Source organism: Collinsella aerofaciens (assembly GCF_028209395.1).
In the GTDB taxonomy this organism is placed as follows: domain Bacteria; phylum Actinomycetota; class Coriobacteriia; order Coriobacteriales; family Coriobacteriaceae; genus Collinsella; species Collinsella aerofaciens_AZ.
In genome coordinates this window covers 22,365-47,405 of record NZ_JAQLDQ010000007.1, presented here as the reverse complement: position 1 = coordinate 47,405, position 25,041 = coordinate 22,365, and the positions used below count along the sequence as shown (strand labels likewise).

At 61.2% G+C, this 25,041-nt stretch carries 19 protein-coding genes and 4 tRNA genes; 14 read left to right on the top strand and 9 right to left on the bottom strand.

Going from position 1 to position 25,041, the window contains the following annotated elements:
• Positions 1-155: 155 nt before the first annotated feature.
• The 5 genes from PMW67_RS04650 to proB all read left to right on the top strand — a co-directional run bounded on the left by PMW67_RS04650 (position 156) and on the right by proB (position 4,650).
• Complete coding sequence (locus tag PMW67_RS04650; RefSeq protein ID WP_271738857.1) at positions 156-1,100, top strand: radical SAM protein; 945 nt, start codon at positions 156-158, stop codon at positions 1,098-1,100.
• 179 nt (positions 1,101-1,279) lie between these two features.
• Positions 1,280-1,352, top strand: a tRNA-Ala gene (locus PMW67_RS04645).
• A 64-nt stretch (positions 1,353-1,416) separates the two neighbouring features.
• Positions 1,417-1,857, top strand: coding sequence for a hypothetical protein (locus tag PMW67_RS04640; protein ID WP_117778432.1), 441 nt, complete (start codon positions 1,417-1,419; stop codon positions 1,855-1,857).
• Positions 1,858-1,938: 81 nt separating this feature from the next.
• A complete protein-coding gene (locus PMW67_RS04635; RefSeq protein ID WP_271738856.1) occupies positions 1,939-3,444 on the top strand; it encodes a nicotinate phosphoribosyltransferase in 1,506 nt (501 codons plus the stop codon).
• 78 nt (positions 3,445-3,522) lie between these two features.
• Positions 3,523-4,650 (top strand): glutamate 5-kinase, encoded by a 1,128-nt coding sequence (gene proB, locus PMW67_RS04630; RefSeq protein ID WP_271738855.1) that lies wholly within the window; start codon positions 3,523-3,525, stop codon positions 4,648-4,650.
• Between the two features lie 209 nt (positions 4,651-4,859).
• Here proB and PMW67_RS04625 read toward each other — a convergent pair whose 3' ends face one another.
• Complete coding sequence (locus PMW67_RS04625; protein ID WP_271738854.1) at positions 4,860-6,278, bottom strand: alpha/beta fold hydrolase; 1,419 nt, start codon at positions 6,276-6,278, stop codon at positions 4,860-4,862.
• A gap of 112 nt (positions 6,279-6,390) precedes the next feature.
• Between PMW67_RS04625 and PMW67_RS04620 the strand changes: the two genes are divergently transcribed.
• Positions 6,391-7,677 (top strand): glutamate-5-semialdehyde dehydrogenase, encoded by a 1,287-nt coding sequence (locus PMW67_RS04620; protein ID WP_271738853.1) that lies wholly within the window; start codon positions 6,391-6,393, stop codon positions 7,675-7,677.
• Between the two features lie 69 nt (positions 7,678-7,746).
• On the opposite strand, the gene PMW67_RS04615 is transcribed toward PMW67_RS04620, so the two are convergent.
• Together PMW67_RS04615 and PMW67_RS04610 are read right to left on the bottom strand one after the other, a co-directional pair.
• Complete coding sequence (locus tag PMW67_RS04615) at positions 7,747-8,346, bottom strand: HD domain-containing protein (protein WP_161145052.1); 600 nt, start codon at positions 8,344-8,346, stop codon at positions 7,747-7,749.
• A gap of 108 nt (positions 8,347-8,454) precedes the next feature.
• On the bottom strand, positions 8,455-8,940 hold the full coding sequence (locus PMW67_RS04610) for a CarD family transcriptional regulator (RefSeq protein ID WP_006235480.1): 486 nt from the start codon (positions 8,938-8,940) through the stop codon (positions 8,455-8,457).
• A 342-nt stretch (positions 8,941-9,282) separates the two neighbouring features.
• Here PMW67_RS04610 and argS point away from each other — a divergent pair, with 342 nt between their 5' ends.
• The 4 genes from argS (at position 9,283) to PMW67_RS04590 (ending at position 16,388) form a co-directional block, all read left to right on the top strand.
• Positions 9,283-11,136, top strand: a complete 1,854-nt coding sequence (gene argS / locus PMW67_RS04605) for an arginine--tRNA ligase (protein WP_035137232.1) — start codon at positions 9,283-9,285, stop codon at positions 11,134-11,136.
• A 531-nt stretch (positions 11,137-11,667) separates the two neighbouring features.
• A complete protein-coding gene (gene rho, locus PMW67_RS04600) occupies positions 11,668-14,217 on the top strand; it encodes a transcription termination factor Rho (protein ID WP_416378092.1) in 2,550 nt (849 codons plus the stop codon).
• A gap of 313 nt (positions 14,218-14,530) precedes the next feature.
• Entirely contained in the window at positions 14,531-15,931 is a 1,401-nt protein-coding gene (locus PMW67_RS04595; protein WP_117583743.1) for a hypothetical protein, read from the top strand.
• 7 nt (positions 15,932-15,938) lie between these two features.
• A complete protein-coding gene (locus PMW67_RS04590) occupies positions 15,939-16,388 on the top strand; it encodes a VanZ family protein (RefSeq protein WP_117800435.1) in 450 nt (149 codons plus the stop codon).
• Between the two features lie 114 nt (positions 16,389-16,502).
• Here PMW67_RS04590 and PMW67_RS04585 read toward each other — a convergent pair whose 3' ends face one another.
• Both PMW67_RS04585 and PMW67_RS04580 read right to left on the bottom strand, forming a co-directional pair.
• On the bottom strand, positions 16,503-17,393 hold the full coding sequence (locus PMW67_RS04585; RefSeq protein WP_271738852.1) for an ROK family protein: 891 nt from the start codon (positions 17,391-17,393) through the stop codon (positions 16,503-16,505).
• A 137-nt stretch (positions 17,394-17,530) separates the two neighbouring features.
• Complete coding sequence (locus PMW67_RS04580) at positions 17,531-18,712, bottom strand: pyridoxal phosphate-dependent aminotransferase (RefSeq protein ID WP_271738851.1); 1,182 nt, start codon at positions 18,710-18,712, stop codon at positions 17,531-17,533.
• Positions 18,713-18,878: 166 nt separating this feature from the next.
• On the opposite strand from PMW67_RS04580, the gene PMW67_RS04575 reads away from it, so the two are divergent.
• The 3 genes from PMW67_RS04575 to PMW67_RS04565 all read left to right on the top strand — a co-directional run bounded on the left by PMW67_RS04575 (position 18,879) and on the right by PMW67_RS04565 (position 19,172).
• Positions 18,879-18,955: transfer RNA gene (locus PMW67_RS04575), tRNA-His, on the top strand.
• A gap of 22 nt (positions 18,956-18,977) precedes the next feature.
• Positions 18,978-19,053 (top strand) — tRNA-Lys (locus PMW67_RS04570).
• Positions 19,054-19,096: 43 nt separating this feature from the next.
• A tRNA-Lys gene (locus tag PMW67_RS04565) sits at positions 19,097-19,172 on the top strand.
• An 83-nt stretch (positions 19,173-19,255) separates the two neighbouring features.
• Here PMW67_RS04565 and dinD read toward each other — a convergent pair.
• The 4 genes from dinD to PMW67_RS04545 all read right to left on the bottom strand — a co-directional run bounded on the left by dinD (position 19,256) and on the right by PMW67_RS04545 (position 23,818).
• Positions 19,256-20,116 carry a DNA damage-inducible protein D gene (dinD, locus tag PMW67_RS04560; protein ID WP_271738850.1) on the bottom strand — a complete coding sequence of 287 codons (861 nt, stop codon included), beginning with the start codon at positions 20,114-20,116 and terminating at the stop codon, positions 19,256-19,258.
• A gap of 161 nt (positions 20,117-20,277) precedes the next feature.
• Entirely contained in the window at positions 20,278-21,804 is a 1,527-nt protein-coding gene (locus tag PMW67_RS04555; protein WP_271738849.1) for an FAD-binding protein, read from the bottom strand.
• 256 nt (positions 21,805-22,060) lie between these two features.
• Positions 22,061-23,065, bottom strand: a complete 1,005-nt coding sequence (locus PMW67_RS04550) for a GGGtGRT protein (RefSeq protein WP_117790827.1) — start codon at positions 23,063-23,065, stop codon at positions 22,061-22,063.
• 18 nt (positions 23,066-23,083) lie between these two features.
• A complete protein-coding gene (locus PMW67_RS04545; RefSeq protein WP_006235554.1) occupies positions 23,084-23,818 on the bottom strand; it encodes an iron-sulfur cluster assembly scaffold protein in 735 nt (244 codons plus the stop codon).
• Between the two features lie 403 nt (positions 23,819-24,221).
• On the opposite strand from PMW67_RS04545, the gene PMW67_RS04540 reads away from it, so the two are divergent.
• Positions 24,222-25,022 (top strand): transposase, encoded by an 801-nt coding sequence (locus PMW67_RS04540; protein ID WP_117583739.1) that lies wholly within the window; start codon positions 24,222-24,224, stop codon positions 25,020-25,022.
• Positions 25,023-25,041 lie beyond the last annotated feature (19 nt).

Below are 25,041 nucleotides of genomic sequence, written 5' to 3'. Positions count from 1 at the left end.
GAATACCTACATCATAAAGCGGCACTTTATCGATTCCAGTCTTGACATTACAAAAATCGTGTCGGACGATTACGGCGCCTTGGGCTCGAGCCGCCTGCGCGCTTGGTCCTTTTGCGTTTGAGCTGCTGAATCGTTGTTTTGGAGCATGTTTATTTATGCCGACGTCGTTGACCGAACTTTTTTCGCCTGCCTGCCATTTGTGTCCGCGCCGTTGCGGTGCGGCGCGCGACGAGGGCGCGCGTGGCGTGTGCGGCGCCGACAACACGCTCAAGGTGGCCCGCGCGGCGCTTCATATGTGGGAGGAGCCGCCTATCTCGGGCGAGGCCGGTTCGGGCACGATCTTCTTTAGCGGCTGTTCGCTCAAATGTATCTACTGCCAGAACCATGAGATCTCGACCGGCAATTTTGGCCTTGAGATTTCGCCTGAGCGCCTGGTCGAGATTATGCTGGAACTGCAGGACCAGGGTGCCAACAACATCAATTTGGTGACGGCGACGCACTATGCGCACCTGTTGCCTGCTGCGATTGCCGCGGCGCGGGCGCGGGGGTTGGTCATCCCCATCGTCTACAACACGAGCGGCTATGAGCGGGCGAGCGCCGTGGCGGCGCTCGGCGATCTGGTCGATGTGTGGCTTACCGACTTTAAATATGCCGATGCGGGGCTTGCGCAGTCGCTCTCTCATATTCAGGACTACCCGCGCGTCGCCGTGTCGGGTCTGGCGCAGATGGCGCGCGAGATCGAGCGCCGCGGGGGAGAGTTGGTGGATGACGACGGGCTTATGAAGCGCGGCATCATCGTGCGCCACTTGGTGCTGCCGGGGCATGCGGACGATTCGTGCCGCGTGTTGGACCTGGTGTGGCAGACGGTGGGCGACGTGCCGATCTCGGTCATGAACCAGTACACGCCCAATGCCCTCATGCGCGAACAAGGCGGCGACCTGGCGCGCGCCGTGACGCGCGAGGAGTACGAGCAGGTGCTCGACCATGCCGACGACCTGGGCTTTACGACGATGTTTTGGCAAGAAGGCGGCGCGGTAGACGAGAGCTTTACCCCGGCGTTCGATACCACCGGTGTTCTTACTAGTGCTCAAACCAGCTAATCTGGGACGAGGCTCTTTGAGTAGTCTTTTTGGGACGGGGCTGTTTTAGCTACCCCTGCCGCTGTTCGACCAAACCGTTCGCGTTGTCTGTCGGGGTAGCTAAAACAGCCGCGTCCCAAAAAGACTGGGTATTGGGCGTTGACAGTTGGCGAGCCGTAGGTAAAATATCAACTTGTCCTGGGGACGTAGCTCAGTTGGGAGAGCGCTGCCGTCGCATGGCAGAGGCCGAGGGTTCGACTCCCTTCGTCTCCACCCTTGGATTTGATAAGCCGCTGACATTGTGTCGGCGGCTTTTTTTAAAAGAAAGGGCTGTACCATGGCCGAGCTTGAGTCCCAACCACTGTCTGCCGAGGAACGCGCCGAGTTGGAAGAGCTCCGCGCCGAGAAGGCCCGCCGCGAGGCCCAGGAAGAGGCACGTCGCGAGCGTGAGGAGCTGACCGCCCTGCGTGCCGAGCGCGAGAAGGCCGAGGAGGCCGCCGCGAACGTCGCCCCCGCGCCCAGGCCCGCCGCCGCGAAGCCCGCGCCCGCCGCACCCAAACCTCAGCCTAAAAGGGCCGCTCGTCCCAAGCCCGTCGAGCCCAAACCGAGCCGTGACGAGATGACCTTTGCCCAGCGCATGGTCACCTCTAAGGAGCCCACGGGCGAGAACGAGATCCCCGGTATGGCGCCGGCTCAAAAAATCATCATTGTCCTTGCCCTCATCGCGTTTGTCATCTTTATGGGCTACACGATCCTGACCAGCATGGGTCTGCACTAGCCTGTTCGCGCTGGGCTCCATGCCCGCACGCCCGCCTCGCCAACCCTCAACCTCTGCACAACGCATCCGAAAGGTCGCCCCATGGCTTTGACCGATATCTCTCATCCCACCGACATCGCAATGCTCACCGATCTGTACGAGCTCACTATGGCCCAGGGCCTGTGGGAGAGCGGCAAGGCCAATGAGCAGGGTTGTTTTACCGCGTTTTACCGCGACCATCCCTTTGGCAGCGCCTATGCCGTCATGTGCGGCACCGCCGAACTGCCCGAGCTGGTCGAGAATCTGCGCTTTACGCCCGAGGACATCGACTACCTCGCATCGCTTGAGGCCCCTGCCGGCGGCGCGATGTTCAAGTCCGCATTCCTCGACTACCTGCGCGATTTTCGTGCGCATGTAAATATCGACGCCGTTCCCGAGGGCGAGCTCGTCTTTCCGCGCGAGCCCATGGTGCGCGTCACCGGTCCTGCGCTCGAGTGTCAGCTGCTTGAGACGGCGCTGCTCAACATCGTCGGCTTCCAGACGCTTGTCGCCACCAAGACGGCGCGCGTGGTGCTTGCCGCCGACGGCCGTCCCGTGGCGGAGTTTGGCCTGCGCCGTGCCCAGGGCCCCGATGGCGGCCTGGCCGTTGCGCGCGCGAGCTACGTTGCCGGCTGCTCCTCTACGTCCAATGTGCTCGCCGGCCGCCGCTACGGTATTCCCGTCTTTGGCACGCATGCGCACAGCTGGGTGATGAGCTTCGATTCCGAGCTCGAGGCCTTCCGCGCCTTTGCCAAGTCGAGCCCCAAGAACTGTACGCTGCTCATCGACACCTATGACGTGCGCGAGGGCTGCGAGCATGCCATTACGGTTGCCAAGGAGATGGAGGCGGTGGGCGAGCGCCTGTCGGCTATTCGCATCGACTCCGGCGACCTTGCCAAGCTCTCCAAGTATGTTCGCGGCCGTTTTGATGCCGAGGGCCTGCCCTATGTGGGGATCTCGGTTTCTAACGATCTGGATGAATACACGATTCAGTCGCTGCTCGACCAGGGTGCGCCCATCGACAGCTTTGGTGTGGGTACCAAGCTTGCGACCTGCTATGACCAGCCGGCGCTGGGTGGCGTGTACAAGCTTTCCGCCCGCCGTGCGAGCGAGGCAGATCCATGGACGCCGGTGGTCAAGCTCTCCGAGCAGCCCTACAAGCGCACGATCCCGGGTGTGCAACGCGTGCGCCGTTATTACGACGGCTTTGGCGGCCCGGTCTGCGACATGATCTACGACGAGGACCATCTGGCGGGGGAGGGCGCCGCGCGCGGCAATGCCCTCGTGGCCGTGAATGATGCCGCCCTGGTGACCGACGTGTCCGAACTTGAGTATCGCGAGCTGCTGGTGCCGATCGTGCGCGACGGCAGCGCGGTGGCTCCGCGTGAGAGCATCCAGGACGCGCGCGAGCGCTGTGTTTGGGCGCTCGATCATCTGGACGCAGCTTTCAAGCGCTTCCTGTACCCGCAGACCTATGTGGTGGGCATGGAGCAGGGCCTGGCTCAGGTGCGCGACGAGCTCGTGCGCAAGAATATGGCCGCGGCTTCTGCTTTTCCCTGGGCTCACTAATTCTTTGGGCGGTAGGGGCGAGTCACGCTCCCTTGGCCGCCGCTCGGCCGTTCGCTGAACAGTTGATTGGTTTGACGTATGACGACTTCTTATAAAACGATGGTGGTAAAGATCGGTTCGTCCACGGTGGTGGGCGCCGATGGCAAGGTCAACCGCGCCTTTATCGGCGGACTTGCCGATCAAGCCGCAGCGCTGCGCAAGCTCGGCTGGCGTCTGGTCGTGGTGAGCTCGGGCGCTATTGCCTGTGGCTATCCCGTGCTGGGCTTCGACCGCAAGCCGGTCGGTGACCTGCCGAGCTTACAGGCTTGCGCCTCGGCCGGTCAGTGCATCATCTCGTCGGCCTACGACGAGGAGTTTCATGCGCGCGACCTGCTCACCTCGCTCGTGCTGCTCACGCGCCACGACACGGCCCGTCGCATGTCCTACCTGCATGCGCGCGACGCCCTGCTGCGCCTCGTGGAGCTTGGCGTGGTGCCGATCGTCAACGAGAACGATACCGTTACCGTCGATGAGATCAAGTTTGGTGACAACGACACACTGGCGGCGCTTGTGAGCTGCCTGGTTTCTGTCGATCTGTGCGTGACGCTGTCCGACATCGACGGCCTCTACACCGCCAATCCGCACGAGGACCCGACGGCCGAGTTTGTCCCGGTCGTGCATAAGATCGATGCCAAGATTATTGCCTCGGCGGGCGATTCTTCCACATCGGTGGGCACGGGCGGCATGATTACCAAGATTCGCGCGAGCCGTATCCTGATGACGGCGGGCATTCAGAGCGTGATTTGCTCGGGCGAGGAACCCGATGCGCTCGTGCGCCTCGCCCGCGGCGAGAGCGTGGGCACGCTGTTCGATCCGCCGGCGGAGCGTCTGGACATCGCACCCCGCAAGCTGTGGATCGCACTGGGCGACAAGGCGCACGGCTCGGTGACGGTCGATGATGGTGCCGCGAAGGCGCTGGTTAGCCGTGGCTCTTCCTTGCTTGCGGTGGGTATTCGCGAGGTCGATGGCCAGTTTGCCGAGGGCGATGTGCTCGATGTGTGCGATCCGAGCGGCATGGTTGTCGCCCGCGGTATCGCCGAGGCCGATTCGGATGTGTTGGAGCTCGCCGCCGGACGCCGTCAAGACCAGATTGCCAGCAACCGCCTGCTCGCTAACCTGGCCGAGAAGCCGGCGATACACAGGGATAATTTAATCGTCTTCGCATAACCAATTGACGCTGCAAACGCCCCTAAGCGGCAATCTGACGTTCAATCGTCGGGCATGACCAAAAGGTCAATGCCCTCCTCTTTCACGTCACCTTGCTCGCTTAGGGGCGTTTTCGCTTTCCGTTCTCTACCTGCGGCATTGTCGTTGCCGGCACTTGTTCGGCACTTGGGGACGTTCTTTTTGTGCCGGCAGGTGGGGACACCCCTTTGCTAGAAGATCCGGCGCAGGTCTCCGCGGTTGAGGGCTTCGTCGAAGAGGTACTTGAACACCACGCTGCCGTGCAGGCCGTCGTGCTCGAACTCGTTGGTCACCCAGGCATGCGAGTTGCCCACGCGGCTGAGCGTATCGAGCTGCAGGCTCGAATCCACGTACATGTCGTCGAAATACACCGCGGCCTGGAGCGGCACCTCGTTGCAGGCCAGGCGCTGCGGGTCGTAGATCTTGTCCCAGCTGGTGTCTTCCATCAGCAGGTCCATGGCGGGCTTAAACGGCTTAAGCTCGGGCATCTGCTCGAACATCCACGGGAACATGGCCTCGCCGGTAAACATGAGCGGGCGCGCGAGGGTGTCGAACTCGGCGCGGTGTGCCTTCTCTTCGGCCGCGGCCCAACCAATGGGCATAGTGTCGCCGTCGGCGTATATGAACTCCTGCAGCGTCCAGTACAGCGGATTCGTGCGCGTGTTGGTGCGCTCGAAGGCGCGCATCAAAAAGCTGTCAGATACCGAGGCGCCGCAGGTCAGCGTGCCGTCGCCGTCAACAAAAGCGTGATCGATAATCCAATGCATGCGCTCAAAGCTCGGCTTCATGCCAAAGTCGCTGCCCATGAGCTGTAGGCGCTCGACCGTCATCGGCGAGCCGTCGGGCAGCACGGGCTTCTGAGCCTCGAGCGCATCGGCCAGGGCTGCCACGCGCTCGACGTCAGCGGGGTAGCGGTCATAATACTGCTGCGTCTTGGCGGCCATACGCGGGAAGGTGTGCGCGTAGACCTCGCTTGCGCTCGCCGGCGCGTGGGGGATTCCGCCACAGGTAAAGCTCGCCGCCACGCCCTCGGGGAAGAGCGACAGGTAGCTCAGCGTCAAAAAACCGCCGTAGCTTTGGCCGAGCGTGACCCACGGCTTGCCGCCAAAGCCCACTAGGCGCAGGTACTCAAAATCGCGCACGATGGAGCTGGCGAGGTGGCGCTTGAGGAAGTCAGCCTGCGAGCGTGCGGCATCGGAGCTGGCCGCCGCCGCGCGCTCGCCCAGTGCGGCAATCGTGCGCCCGTCTACACAGCTGCTGCGCCCGGTGCCGCGCTGGTCGGGCAGGACGACGCGGAAGTGCTTGACGGCCTCCTCGATCCAGCCGTCGCTTGTGGGCGACAGCGGACGCGGGCTCTCGCCGCCGGGGCCGCCCTGCAAAAACAGGAGCAGCGGCAGATCGTCGTTGATGCGGTCGGGCGCGCAAACCACGCGGTAGAAGAGCTTGATGCTCTCGGGCGCGCCGGCGATGGGTGCCGGCATAGCGCCGCGGCGCATGGTGCTGCCGACGGCCAGGAGCATCGGCTCCAGGCCGCGCCAGTCAAGGGGGACGTCGATGCTGTGGTCCTCGACATAAAGGCCGGGGACGTGGTACGAAGTGATGGGGGCCATGTGAGTCTTCCGTTCGTTGCGGTGTTTCGGGTTGACCAATTCTACCGCCGCGGGCGAGGCCATGCGCAAATCGGCTACCATGGTTGCAAACTTCTAGGAGAAAGGGCCGTCCATGTCGGTCGATATAGCCACGTATGTCCACGATCTTGCCGTTGCCGCCAAGGCAGCGTCGGCCTCGCTTGCCACGGCGAGCGATGAGCAGCGTCAGGAGGCCGTGCGCGCCATGGCCGCAGCACTGCGCAACGGTGTCGACTCCATCGTCGCCGCTAACGAGCTCGATATGTCTGCCGCGCGCGATGCGGGTACCTCGGCCGGACTGCTCGATCGCCTGCTGCTGACGCCCGAGCGCGTCGAGGGCATGGTCGCCGGCCTGGAAAAGCTCGCCGAGCTGCCCGATCCCGTGGGCCGCGTGCTCGACCACCGCGTGCTTGCAAGTGGCGTGGACCTGACCCGTGTGAGTGTGCCGCTGGGCCTGGTCGCTATGGTCTACGAGGCGCGCCCCAACGTGACGGCCGACGCCGCAGGCATCTGCATCCGTACCGGCAACGCCTGCATTCTACGCGGCGGCTCGCTGGCCTATCACTCGTGTGCCATGATCGCCGAGCTGCTGGCCGATGCGCTCGAGGCCAAGGGCTTCCCGCGCGAGGCCGTGTCGATGATCGAGTCCACCGATCGCGAGGCCACCGGCGAGCTCATGAAGCTCCGCGGTATTGTCGACGTACTCATTCCGCGCGGAGGTGCAGGCCTGATCCAGCGCTGCGTGCGCGAGTCGCTTGTGCCGGTGATCGAGACGGGCACGGGCAACTGCCACATCTACGTGCATGAATCCGCCGACTTTGATAAGGCGCTCAACATTATCGTTAATGCCAAGACCCAGCGCGTAGGCGTGTGCAATGCCGCCGAGTCGCTGCTGGTCGACCGTGCTGTGGCCGATGCGTTTTTGCCCGCGGTCGTGACCGTGCTGCATGACCACGGCGTGCTCATTCACGGCGACGAGGCCACGTGCGCCGCGTGCGCCGACGCCGGCTTTGTGGAGGGCGATGACTACGTCGCCGCGACTGAGGAGGACTGGGGTCGCGAGTACCTGGCGCTCGAGATGAGCGTGAAGGTCGTGGCAAACGAGGACCAGGCCATCGCACACATCAATCGCTACGGCACGATGCACTCCGAGGCCATCGTTGCCGAGGACACGGACGCTTGCGAGCGCTTCCTGGATGCGGTCGATGCCTCGGCCGTGTACGCCAACGCCAGCATGCGCTTCACTGACGGCGGCGAGTTTGGCCTGGGCGCCGAGATTGGCATCTCGACCCAAAAGCTCCACGCCCGTGGCCCCTTTGCCGCCGAGGCCCTCACTACCTACAAATACAAGCTCCGAGGCACCGGCCAGGTCCGCCCCTAACGACCGCGCAAGAAAAACCGCCACAAAGGTGCCTGTCCCCTTTGTGGCGGTTTTAGCTGGCGCGGGCGGTTAGGCCTGGAAGGTATCGCGATCGGGCGCGAAGGACTGCATGGCCGCGATGGTGCGGTCAAAGAGCTCGGGGAGCTCCCAGCCCAACATCTCGGCGCCCTGCGAAATCACGTCGCGCGAGCAGCCGGCGGCAAAGCGTTTGTCCTTGAACTTCTTCTTGAGCGACTTAGTCGTAAAGTCCATAACGCTCTTGCTCGGGCGCATGATGACGGCAGCGCCGATCAGGCCGGTGAGCTCATCGCAGGCAAACAGGATCTTTTCCATCTGCAGCTCGGGCTTGGGTAGTGAGGTGTTGAAGTCCGACGTGTGCGTCTGGATGGCGCGAATGAGCTCGGGAGACGCACCTTCGCCCTCAAGAATCTCGGCAGCATAGATGGTGTGGTTAATGGGGTCGTCCTCATGCTCCTCCCAATCCAGGTCGTGCAGCAGACCGACGATGCCCCAAAACTCCTCGTTCTCGGGGTCGAACTCGCGCGCAAAGTAGCGCATAGTGCCCTCGACCGTCTCGCCATGGGTGATATGGAACGGGTCCTTGTTGTGCTCATTGAGCAGTTCGAACGCGCGGTCGCGGGTGATTCCGGCGGTAAGCGGCTCTGCCATAAGAGACTCCTTGTGCTCGTGGGTATCGATAAGAATGAATACTACTAGAACAAGAAAACCACCACAAAGGTGCCTGTTCCCTTTGTGGTGGTTTTTGGCGCGGATGGGTTAGTTGAGGGCGGCTTGGGCTAGGCGGGCTTCGGCGGCCTCCTCGGTGACGCCAAGGGCCACGGCGAACTCCTCGATGGAGCGGCGTTTGGCCTCCTTGAGTACGCGCATGTAGTAGGAGCTGGGTTTTTTATCAGCTTCCTCGGCCTGGCGAATGCGGTGCATCATGGTCTTTGCCACGCGGACCGTCTCGGGCGCGCCCAGCTTGAGCTGCTGCTTAAAGTGTGTCTCCTCAAGCGAGCTGTTGCGCTCGGTAAAGGTGTCGCACTCCAGCTCGTCATAGTGGCTCAGCAGGTGCTCGGCATCTTGCTGAGAGATGGCGGCGTGCAGACGGTCGGCCTGCGCCACGGGGTACATGAGGATCGTCTGCGCATGTCCCTGCTTGGTCTCGAGCAGCAGCATGGGCTGCGGTGTGTCGTCCCTAAAACCGACGACGGTGCAGACTCCCTGGCCCGGATGAATGACGTGTTGACCGATTGAGAACATGCTACCTCCAACTTATACGAATTTACGTATGTCTAGAATAACACGCTGACGTGCGCAAACCCGTACTTTATGCAGGAAAAGCACACAACTCTGATAGGTAAGAGTATTCGATAACAGACGCAGCTCATTCACACCTTTATGCATTTTCAACGCCTGCATAATCTGCAGGCAGACCGGCATCTTTGAGTGACTCCATACAAGCTGTAGTCATTTTTGTGCATATGCAATATCTATTAGCTTTACCCTGCGACAGTGCCCGTCGCTTGTGATAGAGTGCTACAAACTCTGGCTTTTGCCCTACGAGTGACCAAGAGCTCGGGGGCTTTAACACAAGGAGGATCTATGCCCGAGAAGATTGAAGAGCTGGTACGCGCTGCGCTTGCTGCGGCCCAGGAGGCCGGCGACCTTTCCGCATTTGAACTTGACGATTGCGCTATCGAGCGACCGGCTGACACTTCTCATGGCGAGTGGACCTCTACCATGGCCCTGAAGTCCGCCAAGCTGGCCCACTGCGCCCCGCGCAAGATCGCCGAGGCCATCGTTGCCCATATGCCCGAGGACCCCGCGATCGAGAAGGTCGAGATCGCAGGCCCCGGCTTCATCAACTTCTACCTCTCCGTTGCCGTCAAGAATGCCATCTTTGGCGAGGCTCGCGAGAAGGGTATGGACTTCGCTAAGTCCAACGTCGGTGGTGGCCTGAAGACCCAGGTTGAGTTCGTTTCCGCCAACCCAGTCGGCCCCATGCACATCGGCCACGGCCGCTGGGCCGCGCTGGGCGACTCGCTCTGCCGCGTTATGGACCACGCCGGTTACGACATCCAGCGTGAGTTCTACATCAACGACCACGGCTCTCAGATGAACACCTTCGGCAACTCCATCAGCACGCGCTATATGCAGCTTGCCGACATCATCGCCAAGCAGGGTGTGGATATCGACGAGGCTCACAAGCTGCTGATCGCAGACCGCGACGCCTTTGTTGCCGACGAGAACGACGAGCACCCCGAGACCCATCCGTACCAGGACAACTTTGCCGAGACTCTGGGCAAGGACTCCTACGGCGGCGACTACATCATCGACGAGGCCGCCGAGTTCTGGCGCACCGACGGCGATAAGTGGGTCAACGCCGATCCGCAGAAGCGCATGGAGAGCTTCCGCGAGCGCGGCTATGTAAAGATGGTCGACAACATGCGCGACCTCTGCCACGCCGTCAATTGCGACTTCGATCGTTGGTTCTCCGAGCGCTCGCTGTATGTGAAGGACACCGAGGGCGAGACCGCCGGCACCTCCGCCGTCGACCGCGCTTTTGAGAAGCTCGACAAGATGGGCTACCTCTACACTAAGGACGGCGCCCTGTGGTTCCGCTCCACCGACCTGGGCGATGACAAGGACCGCGTTCTGATCAAGTCCGACGGCGAGTACACCTACTTCGCCTCCGACGTCGCCTATCACTGGGATAAGTTCCAGCGCGTCGACCACGTCATCGACATCTGGGGCGCCGACCACCACGGCTACATCGAGCGCGTCCGCTGCGTCTGCGATGCCTTGGGTTACCCCGGCAAGTTTGAGGTTCTGCTGGGCCAGCTCGTCAACCTGCTGCGCAACGGCAAGCCCGTCCGTATGTCCAAGCGTAAGGGCACCATGGTGACCCTGCAGGAGCTCGTCGACGAGGTCGGCTCCGACGCTGCCCGTTACACCCTCATCTCCAAGAGCTCCAACCAGATGGTCGACTTCGATATTGAGGCCGTCAAGAAGCGCGACAACTCCAACCCGGTGTACTACGTGCAGTACGCTCACGCCCGCGTGTGCTCCATCCTGCGCCGTGCCGCTGACGTTACGCCCGAGCAGGCTGACGAGATGGGCATGAAGGCCGTCGCCGCCAAGGCCATCGGTGAGAACGTCGATTACTCGCTGCTGACCGACCCGACCGAGCTCGCCCTTTCGCGCAAGCTCAACGAGCTCACCGACCTCATCGCCAGCTGCGCTCGCGACCGCGCCCCGTTCCGTCTGACGCACTTTGCTGAGGAACTCGCCGGCGACTTCCACAGCTTCTACGCTGCCTGTCAGGTGCTGCCGAGCGAGGGCCGTCCCGTCGACCCCGAGCTTTCGCGTGCCCGTCTGGCCGCTTGCGATGCCGTCCGTGTGACGCTCGCCCTGGTGCTCACCCTCGTTGGCGTTTCCGCGCCCGAGCAGATGTAAGCTACGGGGGTCATTTGACCGTACAGACTTGGTTTAACTAAGCCTTGAAAGCCCGATCTCCCACGGAGGTCGGGCTTTTTGCAAACGCCGACGTATTGACGAATTTGGAACTGCTGGAAATACGAAACTATGCCGGTTTACTACGATGAAATGAGAAATTCCAACTACGCCGGCTTTTCGCAAAAAAGTGCAAGGCATCTACCTGCGGTTTTAGTTCAACAAGTTTCGGAGTGATCGCGGTTGAGCGATTCATCGTAGTAAACCGCCACAGTTTTGGCGGAGGCAGTCAGATTTGTGGGTGTTAAAACCAAAGATTGTCCCTTTTGACTAGTCGTTTAAGAACGTCCTCAATGACTAAGTTGCAGGTGGTTGCGGTTGTGTTACACTAACGCTGCGTATATGACGCAAATATCTCGATACAGATCAATGATGTCCGTCGGTATTTGACGGAGCTAGACTGTTTAGCCGCCCTGAAGGTTTATGCAGGGAGCATGTGATCACAGGGCTTGAAAAGAAAGTTGAGCAAACACTGTGTCTGATCAACAGCAAGAAAACGAAATAACGACGACGCAAGCCGCTCCCGCTGCACCGGTTGTGTCGGATCAGGTCGCGGCGCCCGCGCATGCCTCGGCTCCTGAGACGCCTAAGGCTGCTTCGACGCCTACGCCTGCAACGGCTGAGAAGGCCGTGCCTGCAACTGGTGAGGAGGCTGCTCCGGCAAAGCCCAAGCGTACGCGCCGCACGGCCAAGCCTGCTGCTGACGGCGAGGAGGTCACCAAGCCCAAGCGCCGTACCACGCGCATGACGCGCGTCAAGCGCACCGTTGCAGCTGACTCCTCGGCGCCGATTTCCGATGAGGTCGCGCAGGCACGTGCGTTGGCGCAGATTAGCGAGGCTCAGGTGGTGCGCGCCCGCCGTCGTGCTGCCGAGCGCGAGGCCGCGGCTCTGACCGAGCTTGCAGCTCCGTCTGTGCCCGAGACGCCTGCCGCCGACCTGCCGACCGAGAAGCCGGCACCGCGCACACGCCGCCGCACGGCTGCTATGGCCGAGCAAGTTGCGGAACAGGTAGCCCCCGAGCTCACTGAGGCTTCGGTCCGTTTCGCGGCAGGGGAGGGCACATTGCCTGTTGAGCCCGCTGCGCCTGTCGAGGCCAACGAAGTTCCCGTTGTCGATCCGGCTTTGCGCCCGCACCGTCGCGGTCGCAAGCCCAAGGCCTTTGTCGAGGCAGAGAAGGCCGCAGCAGCAGCCGCCGCTCGGGATGCTGCGGCGACCGCCGAGTCTGCAACCGCTGCCGATGCACCCGTCCAGGATGCTACGACTTCCGAGGCCGCTCCCGCCGATGCCGAGCCTGCCGACGTCCGTCCCGGTCGCAGCCGTCGTACTGCTGCTAAGCGCACGTCCAAGGCCAAGGCTGCCAAGAAGGGTGCGTCCGAGGATTCTGCCGAGACGACCGCCGATGCGTCGACTGATGTCGCCAAGGCCCAGGACGTCGAACAGCCTGCGTCCGAGAAGCCCAAGCGCGGTCGTAAGAAGTCCGTTAAGGCCAAGGCGTCCGAGCAGCAGGATGTCGAAGCGCAGGTTGATTCTGGCGCCGAGGCCAATGACGCCGCTGCGGCCAATGTTGGCACCGCCGCAACCGATGGTGCCGCCCCCGCTGAGGGCGAAGACGGCACTCGTCCCAACCGTCGCCAGCACAAGCGCAACGACGAGCGCAACGAGCGTAAGGACGACCGCAACAACGACCGTCGCAACCGCCAGCGCGATCGCAAACAGCGCAACAAGGAGCGTAATGCCGCTCCCACCGAGCCCACGCTTTCGCGCGAGGAACTCGCGGCCATGAAGGTCGCTGAGCTGCGCGAGAAGGCTAAGGAGTTCGAGATCGAGACGACCGGCAAGAAGAAGGCCGAGCTCGTCGAGGAAATCTACGTCACCGCTGCGAAGGCCGAGGGCTTCCGCGACATCAAGGGCATTCTGCAGATTCGCCCGGACAGCTCCGGCATCATCCACGCCCATGGCTACATGAAGTCCAACGACGACGCCTTCGTGCCCGCCTACCTCATCCGCTCCGCGCGCCTGCGCACGGGCGACGTCATCGAGGGCTCGCTGCGTCCTTCGCGCGGCGGCGACAAGCGCGCCGGCCTCGCCAAAATCACGACCGTCAACGGTCTGGACCCCGAGCAGATTCGCAACCGTCCCAAGTTCGGCGACCTCACCCCGGTCTATCCCAACGAGCCGCTGCGCATGGAGCACGGCAAGGACTCTATTACCGGCCGCGCCATCGACATCGTGTCACCGATCGGCAAGGGCCAGCGCGGCCTGATCGTGTCCCCGCCCAAGGCCGGCAAGACCACGATCCTCAAGAAGATCTGCCAGTCTATCTCGATTAACAACCCCGAGGTGCACCTCATCTGCCTGCTCGTCGACGAGCGCCCCGAAGAGGTCACCGATATGCAGCGTTCCATCAAAGGCGAGGTTGTGGCGTCGACCTTCGATATGCCCGCCGACAACCACACCCGCGTGGCAGAGCTCGTCATCGAGCGCGCCAAGCGCATCGTGGAGCTGGGTGGCGACGTCGTGGTGGTGCTCGACTCCATCACGCGTCTTGCCCGCGCCTACAACTTGGCGGCGCCCGCCTCAGGCCGCATCCTTTCGGGCGGCGTCGATTCGGCGGCCCTCTATCCGCCCAAGCGCTTCCTGGGCGCAGCCCGTAATATCGAGAATGGTGGCTCGCTCACCATCCTGGCCTCTGCCCTCATCGACACCGGTTCCAAGATGGACGAAGTCATCTTTGAGGAGTTCAAGGGTACCGGCAACATGGAGCTTAAGCTCGACCGCGACCTGGCCGACCGCCGCATCTTCCCGGCTATCGACCCCGTTGCCTCCGGTACGCGTAACGAGGACCTGTTGGTCGACGAGCAGATGCGTCCGTTTGTCTTTGGTCTGCGTCGCATTCTTGCCGGCATGAACAACACCGAGCGCGCAGCCGCATCGTTTATCAAGGGTCTTAAGGGCACCAACACCAATCAGGAGTTCCTGGTGCGTTCGGCCAAAAAACACAGCGACTACGAGCAGACGTTCTAGGTTGTCATCCACGCGCAGCGATAGTCATCAATGCGAGAAAGGGTCGGGGCTTTGAGCCTCGGCCCTTTTCCATAGCGCCGCTCCGCGCTTATTTTTGACCGTAAGACCGACGAGCAGCAGGTTTCCCGTTTCAATCCGACATCGTCACTTGCAATCGGAGGGTCGGTTTCGCATAATAACTTTTAAGCTTCGCGACGGAAAACGCAGATGAAACGAACCATATACCGTTGCTTTGGGGCATAGCCCCGCTTCATCTTCTCTCGCGCAGCCAACTGAATGATGCGATTTGGGTGCTGGAAGATGGGGAGAGCTCATGGCTTCTTCTGATGCAACACAACGAGCAGTCCTTGCCGGACTTTCGTGCGGGATCGGCCTTGCCGCTCCCGTGGTTATGTATGCCGCGACGCTGCCGTTTTCGTCGGTGAACGAGACGGTCGTGGCGGGTGCAGTTCCCTTCGCCGTGGGCGCGGTGGCGGGCGTGGGTATCTATGCCGCCTCGCTGGGTATCTCCGAGTATCGTGCGCAGCGTGAAGAGCGTCTGTTCCAGCCCGATGCCATGGGCGGTGCCGCCAATCTCAATCAGCATCAAAGCGAGTTCAAGACCGCCTCGATTCCAGCTCAGCAGCAGGATGCGATTCCGTACGCTGCGGCTTCTGCTTCTCAGGCTCAGTCGGAGCAGTCTACCTCGGCATTCCTTTCCGGCCTGACTGGTGCGTTCCAGCGCCGTCATGCCGATGATGGTGTCCCTACCATCGCTCGAGCCGCAGATGCTATGGACGAGGCCGAGGCTTGGTCCATGATCGACAGCATGCTCGACGACGATTCGCCGGTGAGCTGCGACCCTGCGCGCTCGCGCGACGTCTATCAAGTCGCCATCGACGAGCTCACCAACGGCGGGCAGACCGGCTCCTTCAATCGCGATGATATCGCCGCCGCGGCACGCGCCGTGTCGGGCTCCCAGGCCGCCCCTGCGGGCAGCACGGCGGCTTTCGTGGCACTCGTTGCCAATGCGGCGGTCAATAACGCCTACAGCGCTACCTCGGCGGACGCGAACGCTTCTGCCGATAATTCGTACGTTGATGAAGCCATGACCGCGGACGAGGAGGCTGTTGCCGCCCGCCGTGCCGCCGAAAGCTCGCTTTGGGGCGCTCCTGCCCAGCAGCAGGCGGCTGAGGCTGCGCCGTACAATGCAAACCTCGCCAGCATGCCTATCATCTCCGGTGCCGCGGGCATCGATCTCGATGACCTCGATGAGCCTGCAGCCATCACCGCATCGATTGATGCCCAAGATCGCATCGACACCGGCGACCTTCCGGACGCCTCGCTCGAGGTTGATGTCCCCATGGCCGATTACTCGGGCCACGAGGGTATGTGGGCCGCCGCCACCGCGATTCTGGATGAGATTGACGAGCCTGCTCCTGTTTCAGCCCCCGCTCCCGTCGCTGCCCCTCAGCCTGCTGCCCCCGCCTATGTCGGCCGTCACAGCGCTGTGTTCCCCGAGGATACTGCCCGTATCTCGCGTGAGAGCATCGAGCGGGCCGAGGCTATTGCCGCCGGCATTATGGAAAATCGTCGTCACGAGCGCGTCAATCAGATCCTCGAGGAAGAGATCGAGCGTCTTCAGTCCTCTACCGCCAAGCGTACGGGCCGTGCCTATCTGAGCGTTATCGAGGGCGGTACCGCCAGCTTCGCGCCGCTCCGTGCGGAGGCATAACTTCTGCATGGTTAAGATCAATCGAAAATGGGCGGTCGTAACCTGCCTGATGGCGCTCTTGATCTGGGGCAATTCGCTGGTTCCCGGCTCGGGGTCGGGCTCACTGAGCCTAACGGTCATGGAAGCTATCCGCGGTTTCCTGCACGGCGTGGGACTTCCATATGCATGGGTGACCAACTTTGTTGTTCGCAAGTGCGCGCATTTTACCGAGTATATGGTGCTCGGTATCTTGGCAACGCACGCCTTTGATTTTGAGGGCCGGCGCACCTTTGACGTGCTGCTGCCCACGGCGGTGTTCCTGCTGCTGATTCCCTCGATCGACGAGACGATTCAGCTCTTTGTGCCGGGACGCGCCGGCATGATCACCGATGTGATGATCGACTGCTGTGGTGCGGCAACGGGCGTTGTGCTCCGATATCTCTTACGGCCGCTGATGCGCGCCAAAAAAGCCGCCTAGGACGTATTGTTTGGTCCTAGGCGGCCTTTTTTATTTGAGGGCTTATATGAGGCGTGGTGGCGTCGTTCCGTAGGTCGGATTTGCCGGGCGCGCCACGCCCTGTGGGTGCGTCTGCTACTGAAGCGCCTGAGCGCCCAGGGCCAGGCAGCCCATAATGCCCTGTTTGCCCTCGAGGCTGTTGTTGACGATATAGCTATCAATGTCGGCCATCTCGGGCGTGACGATGTAGCCGTTGAGCATCTCGGCGCACTTCTTGCGCGCGAGCGGCACGATGGGGGTGTGGTCGGCCACGCCGCCACCGATGACGATCTTTTGCGGTGCGTAGCACAGGATGTAGGTCATGAGCGCCTGCGCCAGATAGCCGGCGAGCAGGTCCATGGCCTCCGGGTCATCGGCCATCTCTCCGGCGCTCTTGCCACCCCAGCGCTTTTTGACGCCGGGACCGGCGATGAGGCCCTCGAGGCAGTTGTCGTGGAAGGGGCAGCCGCTGTGCTCGCCAATGGTGTCGCGCGGGTCGCGCGTGACCAGGATGTGGCCGGCCTCGGGATGCATCATGCCGTGCACGAGCTTACCGCCCGAGAGCACGCCGGCGCCCACGCCGGTACCGATGGTCAGATACACCACATCAGTGAGGCCCTGGGCGCAACCAAAGGTGACCTCGCCCAGGCAGGCGACGTTGACGTCGGTGTCGTAGCCGCAGGGAATATTGAGCTCGTTTTGGATGGTGCCCAGCAGGTCAAAGTAGCGCCATGCCGTTTTGGGCGTCTCCAGGATCTTGCCGTATTGGGACGAGGCAGGGTTGACTGCGGTGGGGCCAAAGGCGCCGATGCCCAGCGCGGCGATGCCCTTGTCGGCAAACCATGCGTTGACGGCCTCAACGGTCTCCTGCGGGGTCGTGGTCGCAATCTGCTCGCGTTCCAGGACCGTGCCGTCTGCATAGCCCGTGGCGCAGACCATCTTGGTGCCGCCGGCCTCGAGCGCTCCGATAAGCTGCTGCTCTGCCATAGTATTCCTCTCTGGGACGAGTTGCTCCGTGACTAAAGTATAGCGCTCTAAAAAATAAATGAGGTCGCTATAAAAAGAAACCTCGTGGCCCAACGGGTTCACGAGGTTTCTTTAGTGCCTTTAGTTACTGACCGTCCTTACCCGCGCGGCTCGATTTTATCACGCAGAGACTTGAGGTTCTCCAGCGCCGCGTTAAGCGTCTCGTCTCGCTTGGCAAAGTGGAAACGAATCAGATGGTTGACGGGCTCGCGGAAGAAGCTCGAGCCGGGCACGGCGCCCACGCCCACCTTTGAGGCCAGGTCCTCGCAGAAGTCGAGGTCGCTGTCATAGCAAAACTCAGAGATGTCCATCATCACGTAGTAGGCGCCCTGCGGCACGTTGTGCGTGAGGCCGATGCTGTCGAGTCCCTGACAGAATAGGTCGCGCTTGGCGGTGTAGAGGTCGAGGACCTCCTGGTAATAACTGTCGTCGAAGTTGAGGGCGGTGACGACGGCCTCTTGCAGGGGAGCGGCGGCGCCTACGGTGAGGAAGTCGTGGACCTTTTTGATGCGCTCGGTGATTTCGGCGGGAGCGATGGTGTAGCCTAGGCGCCAGCCGGTGATGGAGTAGGTCTTGGACAGCGAGCTGCAGCTGATGGTGCGCTCAAACATGCCGGGCAGCGTGGCCATGTACACGTGCTCGTGGGGCGCGTAGACGATGTGCTCGTAGACCTCGTCGGTGATGCAGTAGGCGTCATACTTTTTGCACAGGTCGGCGATAAGGGTGAGCTCCTCGCGGGTAAAGACCTTGCCGCAGGGGTTGGACGGGTTGCACAGAACGATCGCCTTGGGATCGTTGTCGCGGAAGGCCGCCTCCAGGACCTCACGGTCAAAGTCAAAGGTGGGCGGGTTGAGCGGCACGTAGATGGGCTCGGCACCCGAGAGGATCGTGTCGGCGCCGTAGTTCTCGTAGAATGGCGAGAAAATGACGACCTTGTCGCCGGGGTTTGTGACCGTCATCATGGCGGCCATCATGGCCTCGGTGGAGCCGCAGGTGACCACGATGTTCTCGTTGGGGTTGATCGGCATGCCCATAAAGTGCTCCTGCTTGGCGGCAAGCGCCTCACGCATGGCCTGGGAGCCCCAGGTGATGGAGTACTGGTGATAGAGCGGCTTGGGGTCGCTGGCGATGGCGCTCAGGCTGTTGAGCAGCTGCGCCGGGGGATCGAAGTCGGGGAAGCCCTGCGACAGGTTGACGGCGCCATACTTATTGGAGATGCGCGTCATGCGGCGGATGACCGAATCGGTAAACGTTGCCGTACGGTTGGAGAGTTCTTTCATGCTTGTCCTTTCGAGCATTTGCAGTGGGGCAAGTTTACTCCTATGAAACCGGTGGGAATTGCTCGAAACGCGCTTGAAAAACTCTTTTCAAAATTCTTGAAAATTGGGGCTTGCATCGCGTGGCGTTCCTTGCAATAATAGTCGAGCGCGAAGCGCACAGGACACGGTGGGTGTAGCTCAGTTGGCTAGAGCGACGGGTTGTGGTCCCGTAGGTCGAGGGTTCGAGTCCCTTTACCCACCCCAGTTCTTGCTTCGTGTTGATATCGGGTCGTTAGCTCAGTTGGTAGAGCAGGGGACTCTTAATCCCAAGGTCCAGGGTTCGACCCCCTGACGGCCCACCACACGATATCTCCTCTAAAGTCCGCTACGACGGACTTTAGCTTTGGGTCGTTAGCTCAGTTGGTAGAGCAGGGGACTCTTAATCCCAAGGTCCAGGGTTCGACCCCCTGACGGCCCACCAAAGATTGTTAAGACGGTCAACTTCGGTTGGCCGTCTTTTTTATTAACCTCGCATGGGGCCGAACCCGTAAGGGCGCAGACGCTTTACAAGTCGAGCCTGCCCTGGGGGTCGGTGAATCCGTCTGTACCCTCCTTGAGCTTTTTCTCGTCTGCTTTCACGCGACGTTCGAGCTTCTTTGTATCTTCGGCAGGCGGTAGGTTCTCGGGTACAATTCCGCGGTCGATGAGGCTGCCACGCACGCTTGTGTTGTTCTCGACGTGCTCTTGCTTGATCTGGTCCAGACCGTACAGGTCGTGTTCCTCGGCGTTGAAGGCCGTCATCGAGTTCGTAAGGTCCTTTGCTTTGATGAGAACATCGGCTAGCCTGTCCGCCAATGCCGAGCTCTTGGATACGCCGAGCTGTTGCTTCATTTCCGCCGTGCTTCTGCCGCCGAATAACGCTTCATCGCCCTTCGACTTGATGATCGCGAATCCTTTGGAGTCCACGCCGCGTTTGAACGCAATACCCGAGAGCTGTATCTCTGAATCAGATAGCGAGTGGCGCGCCTGCAAGCGCTGAATCTCTGCGAAGCGCTGCTCTATGAGCTCTTGCCGGCGCGTCTGCACGGCGAAGTACGCCTGTGCGAGCGCGATTTCTTGCTTGTTTGAATCTCCGTTCTGGGCGATTAAATAGCATGCATAGCGCGTAAGTTTGTAGTCTTTAACCGCGCGAGCGGCGACACCGGCAGTTACCATTTTCGTGGTGTCACGAAAATGGGAATCAACTGGAGTTTTGTTTGTTTCGCACGAGACTTTTGCCCTCTTAACAACTTCGGCAAAGTTCTCCCATCGAGTGTACCCCATAGGTTCCATTAAATCGCGTGCGAGCCAATACTCAACGCCGTCTTCCACATTGGCGTAGCTATCAAGTTTGACACGCCATTTCTCGATATCTCTACTGTCCATATCTCCTCCTCGCTGGCCTATTGTCTATGCGGGCTTTGCCCGCTCTGTATTCAGAATTAGGATACGCTGCCGTGCGGACACGAATGGGCCCCGTGCCACTTCGAGTTCACGGGGCCCATAGATATCGATTAGTTGTGTTTTGCTTTAGATAGGTGTCCAGTTTAATTCGCTCGATAGTGCGATCCGAGGCCTTCGGTTCGCTTACGCATGGCTTTGATCATTTCCCGTGCTAGTTGAATCTGCGATTGCAGGCGGGCGAGGGCTGCGACTTCGCTGTCGTTGGCATACGGCTTGCTCAGCGCCGTTGCGTCGTCTTGCAGGCTTTCAAGCTGTTGCAGGGCCTTGGATAGACCCGCTTCGGTCCTGTTGATCATGCAGTAGGTACTCATTGTGCGTTTGAGGCAGCGGGTCAGGCGCTCGGCGTCTGCTGTAGCTATGCCATGCTGGGGGAGGGCGATATCCATCGGTGCGGCCGCCTCAGGAGCGTCCAGCGCTGCTTGGGCTGCCGATGCGCCCGCAATGCGCCCGAACACGATGCCATTGGCACTCGACAAGCCGCCGATGCGGTCGGCGCCGTGCATGCCGCCTGTCGCCTCACCGCAAGCGTAGAGGCCCTCAACGCCCGTTTGCGCGGTCTTATCGATCTTGATACCGCCGTTGGCGGCGTGGGCATACATCGCCACGCGCATCTCGTCGGTCGGCGCGATGCCGTGCTCGTCTTGCAGCCAGGTGGCAAAGGTCTGCACAAACTCTGGGACATCCTCGCGGGGGAAATCGTAGTGGAGCGCCAGGCCTTCGGCTCCCGCTTGGTCGATGGCTAGGTCGATAGCGCGAGAATCCAGACGCGAAGTGAAGGGACCGTATCCGGAGCGTTGCTCAAGCAGGTCGTCCAGCTTGTCGTCGGCAATATCTACCGGCTGGTCTACATGTACGTAGCGCCAGGTTTTCTCGTTGAAGACCAGGTTGCGCTTGGGCTCGATGAAACCGGGCATCATCTGCATGAACTCTATATTAGTAAGTGTTGCGCCGTGCGCCAGCGCGATGGCCTGCGAGGAGCTGAGCACATCAGCCGACGTAAGGCTGCGCTCGAACAGGCCGCCTGTGCCACCGGTTGCGATGATCGTGGCCTTGGCAGCAAAGGGCACGATTCGATTTTCGGTGAGGTCGTAGAGCACGGTTCCGGTTATTCTACCGTTCGTGTCCTCAACAAGGTCGATAAGCTCATGGCGGGGGAGCAGGCGAATGCCGAGTGACTCGATCCGGGTCGTCAGAGCGTCCTCAAGGGGCTTACGGGTGAGGCCGCGCCACATGCGCGTCTTGTGGTCAAAGCAGGGGATAAATTGCTTTTGCTGGGCGCTCTCGGCATTTTGTGGGCGTTGAAGCTCAACGCCCAGGTCTTGCTCGAGCCATTCAATTGCCCGGGGAATGCCGCGGACAAACGTCTGGACAAGCTCGGGGTCGGCGACGCCGCCACCAACGGTCTGGATGGTGTCGATGAAGTCTTGTTCGTCGTCTTCGTTAACGGGTCCGATAAGCCCCAGGCCCCAGGTTCCGGGGAAGAAGCTCGATCCACTCATAGTCTTGCCGGCGCTTGCCACAGTGACGGTTGCACCCGTGCGTGCCGCTTCGATGGCGGCGCAAAGTCCCGCAATGCCAGATCCAATTACCAGTACATCAGTCGATTCCATCGGATTCCTTTCTCGTCCGGCGCATTGTCGCACGGGTGATCGGCAATGGGGCCGCAAAGACTCGGCAAATCGGTAAAGGGCACATATGGCAGGTGGGCGTCATGGGCGTTCTGATGCTCCATTTCATCACATCTCGTATATCGCCCCAACTGATATATTGGCGTTAGCCACCCTGCAGCAGCGCAAACAAAAAGAGCCGCTACCTCGAAAGGTAGCGGCTCCAAAGCTCAACTATATGAGCATCGCGCGGGCGCGATTAGGCCTTGAGGGCCTCCTCGACGGCGACAGCGCAGGCGACGGTGGCACCGACCATGGGGTTGTTGCCCATGCCGATGAGACCCATCATGTCAACGTGCGCAGGCACGGAGGAAGAACCGGCGAACTGGGCGTCGGAGTGCATGCGGCCCATGGTGTCGGTCATGCCGTAAGAGGCAGGGCCGGCGCCCATGTTGTCCGGGTGCAGGGTACGGCCAGTGCCGCCACCAGAAGCGACGGAGAAGTACTTCTTGCCAGCCTCGATGCGCTCCTTCTTGTAGGTGCCAGCGACGGGGTGCTGGAAGCGCGTGGGGTTGGTGGAGTTACCGGTGATCGAGATGTCGACGTTCTCGTGCCACATGATGGCAACGCCCTCGCGGACGTCGTCGGAGCCGTAGCAGTTAACGGCAGCGCGGGGACCATCGGAGTAGGGGATGGTCTCGACGACCTTGAGCTCGCCCGTGTAGTAGTCGAACTGGGTCTTCACATAGGTGAAGCCGTTGATGCGGGCGATGATCTGGGCGGCGTCCTTGCCCAGACCGTTAAGGATAACGCGCAGCGGCTTCTTGCGAGCCTTGTTGGCGTTCAGAGCCAGGCCGATAGCGCCCTCAGCGGCAGCGAAGGACTCATGGCCGGCCAGGAAGGCGAAGCACTCGGTGTCGTCGGAGAGCAGCATAGCGCCCAGGTTGCCGTGGCCCAGACCGACCTTGCGGTCCTCAGCGACGGAGCCGGGAACGGTGAAGGCCTGGATGCCCTCGCCGATGATGGCGGCAGCCTCAGAAGCGGTCTTGGCGCCACGCTTGACAGCGAGAGCGCAGCCGAGGGTGTAGGCCCACTCGGCGTTCTGGAAGGCGATGGACTGGGTGTTGTTGACGATCTCACGCGGGTTGAAGCCCTTGTCGGTGCAGATCTGCAGAGCTTCCTCGAGGGAGGCGATGCCGTTGTCGGCGAGGCACTTGTTGATCTTGTCAGCGCGGCGCTCGTAACCTTCGAACGTAACAGTCATAGTTATTTCCCTCCCTTTCTACTCGTGAACCGGGAACACGCTGGCGACGGAGTGAGTCTCCTCGTCGGTGCGCGGGTCGATGTACTTGGCAGCGTTCTCCCACTGACCATAGTGGCCCATAGCGCCAGCGATGGCCTCCTCGGGGGTCTTGCCGGCCTTGACGGCGTCGGTGAACTTGCCGAGGTTCAGGAACTCGAATGCGATGATCTCGTTCTTGTCGTTGAGAGCCATGCGGGTGACGTAGCCCTGAGCGAGCTCGAGGTAACGAGCGCCCTTGGCCTTGGTGCCGAACATGGTGCCGACCTGAGAGCGAAGGCCCTTGCCGAGGTCGTCGAGGGAGGCGCCCACGGGCAGGCCGCCCTCGGAGAACGCGGTCTGGCTGCGGCCGTAAACGATCTGCAGGAAGATCTCGCGCATAGCAACGTTGATGGCGTCGCAGACGAGGTCGGTGTTGAGGGCCTCGAGGATGGTCTTACCGGGAAGGATCTCGGAAGCCATGGCGGCAGAGTGGGTCATGCCCGAGCAGCCGATGGTCTCAACGAGGGCCTCCTCGATGATGCCGTCCTTGACGTTCAGCGTGAGCTTGCAGGCGCCCTGCTGAGGTGCGCACCAACCCACACCGTGCGTAAGACCGGAGATGTCGGAAATCTCCTTAGCCTGGACCCACTTGCCCTCCTCGGGGATGGGTGCGGGGCCGTGGTATGCACCCTTGGCAACGGGGCACATGTTCTCCACTTCCTGTGAGTACTGCATGCCTCTCCTCTCTATCGTGTTGGCGTCCCGTCTGGGGGTCGTGGCTGGCGATTGCCGGGCGACCCTTCGAAAGGGACATGACATGCAGCCCCTATAATACCGCGAAATGCACGGAATATTCGGCGAACGGCTCAGTTTTCGTAGCGAGAAGTCCGGAAGTTTTAATTGAAACGGTTTAACTATATGTTCTGTGGTCGCGAACTTCCGTAGAGGGGGTTCGTCTTGGGCAAGCTTTTGGTCAGCTCTTGTATGCGTTGCGGGGTCTGACCTGTTGCAACGGTGCCGTTCGCCGCCCGTTTACTGCCTTTGGCCGCGCGAGTGTATTGTTTTGCGTGAATGTTTTGATGGCACGCTTCAATCGTGCTGTATTGGATGGCAATCAGATCCCGGCGAAGGGAGCGCCATGCAGCGCGTTTGGAGAACGGTTACCGGCTTTTACCATGTCTGTGCCCGCGGTGTGGGCAAGCAGCTCATCTTTGAGGGCGATGAAGACCGGTGGGAGTTTTTGGAGCTGATGCGCGAGTGCTGCCGCGAGGCGGGCGTGACGGTTATCGCCTGGTGCCTTATGGGCAATCACGTGCATCTGGTGCTTGCAGATTACGAGGACGCGATGAGCGCGGCGATGCACCGGCTGCTTTTGACGTACGCGCGGCGGTTCAATAAGCGCACGGGGCGCACGGGTCATCTGTTCCAGAACCGTTTTGACCGGCGCTCGCTCGATACCGACCGTTATCTAATGGCTGCCATTCGCTATGTTCACGCTAATCCGCAGGAGGCGGGTATCGCCCTGATCGAGCGTTATCCCTGGAGCAGCTTTGCCGAGTATCTGAGAGCGTATGACAACGATACGACGAGGGGATTTTCGGACCCTTCTTGTGTGCTTGAGCTCTTTGAGTCTGCCAAGGGGTTTCTGGATTATTCTCTGTCGATGCCCGATGGTTCCGATCCGGTGATTCACGATATGGATGAGACAGAGTGGGAGCGGCGTGCGTTTGCCGACAAGATGGCGAAGCGCCTGGGCGTGCCGCTCAACGAACTCAAGACCGTAGCGCCCTCGCGGCGAGATGGAATCATTTTCGCCCTGCACGATGTCGGCTACACGGTGCGCGAGATCGAACGATATACGGGAATCAGCAAGAGTACCGTCTCTCGTATCGTGCGCGCTTATGTTCGGGTGAATGCTCAGGCTGAGGGCTCGGAATAGAAAATGGCCGAACCACTCT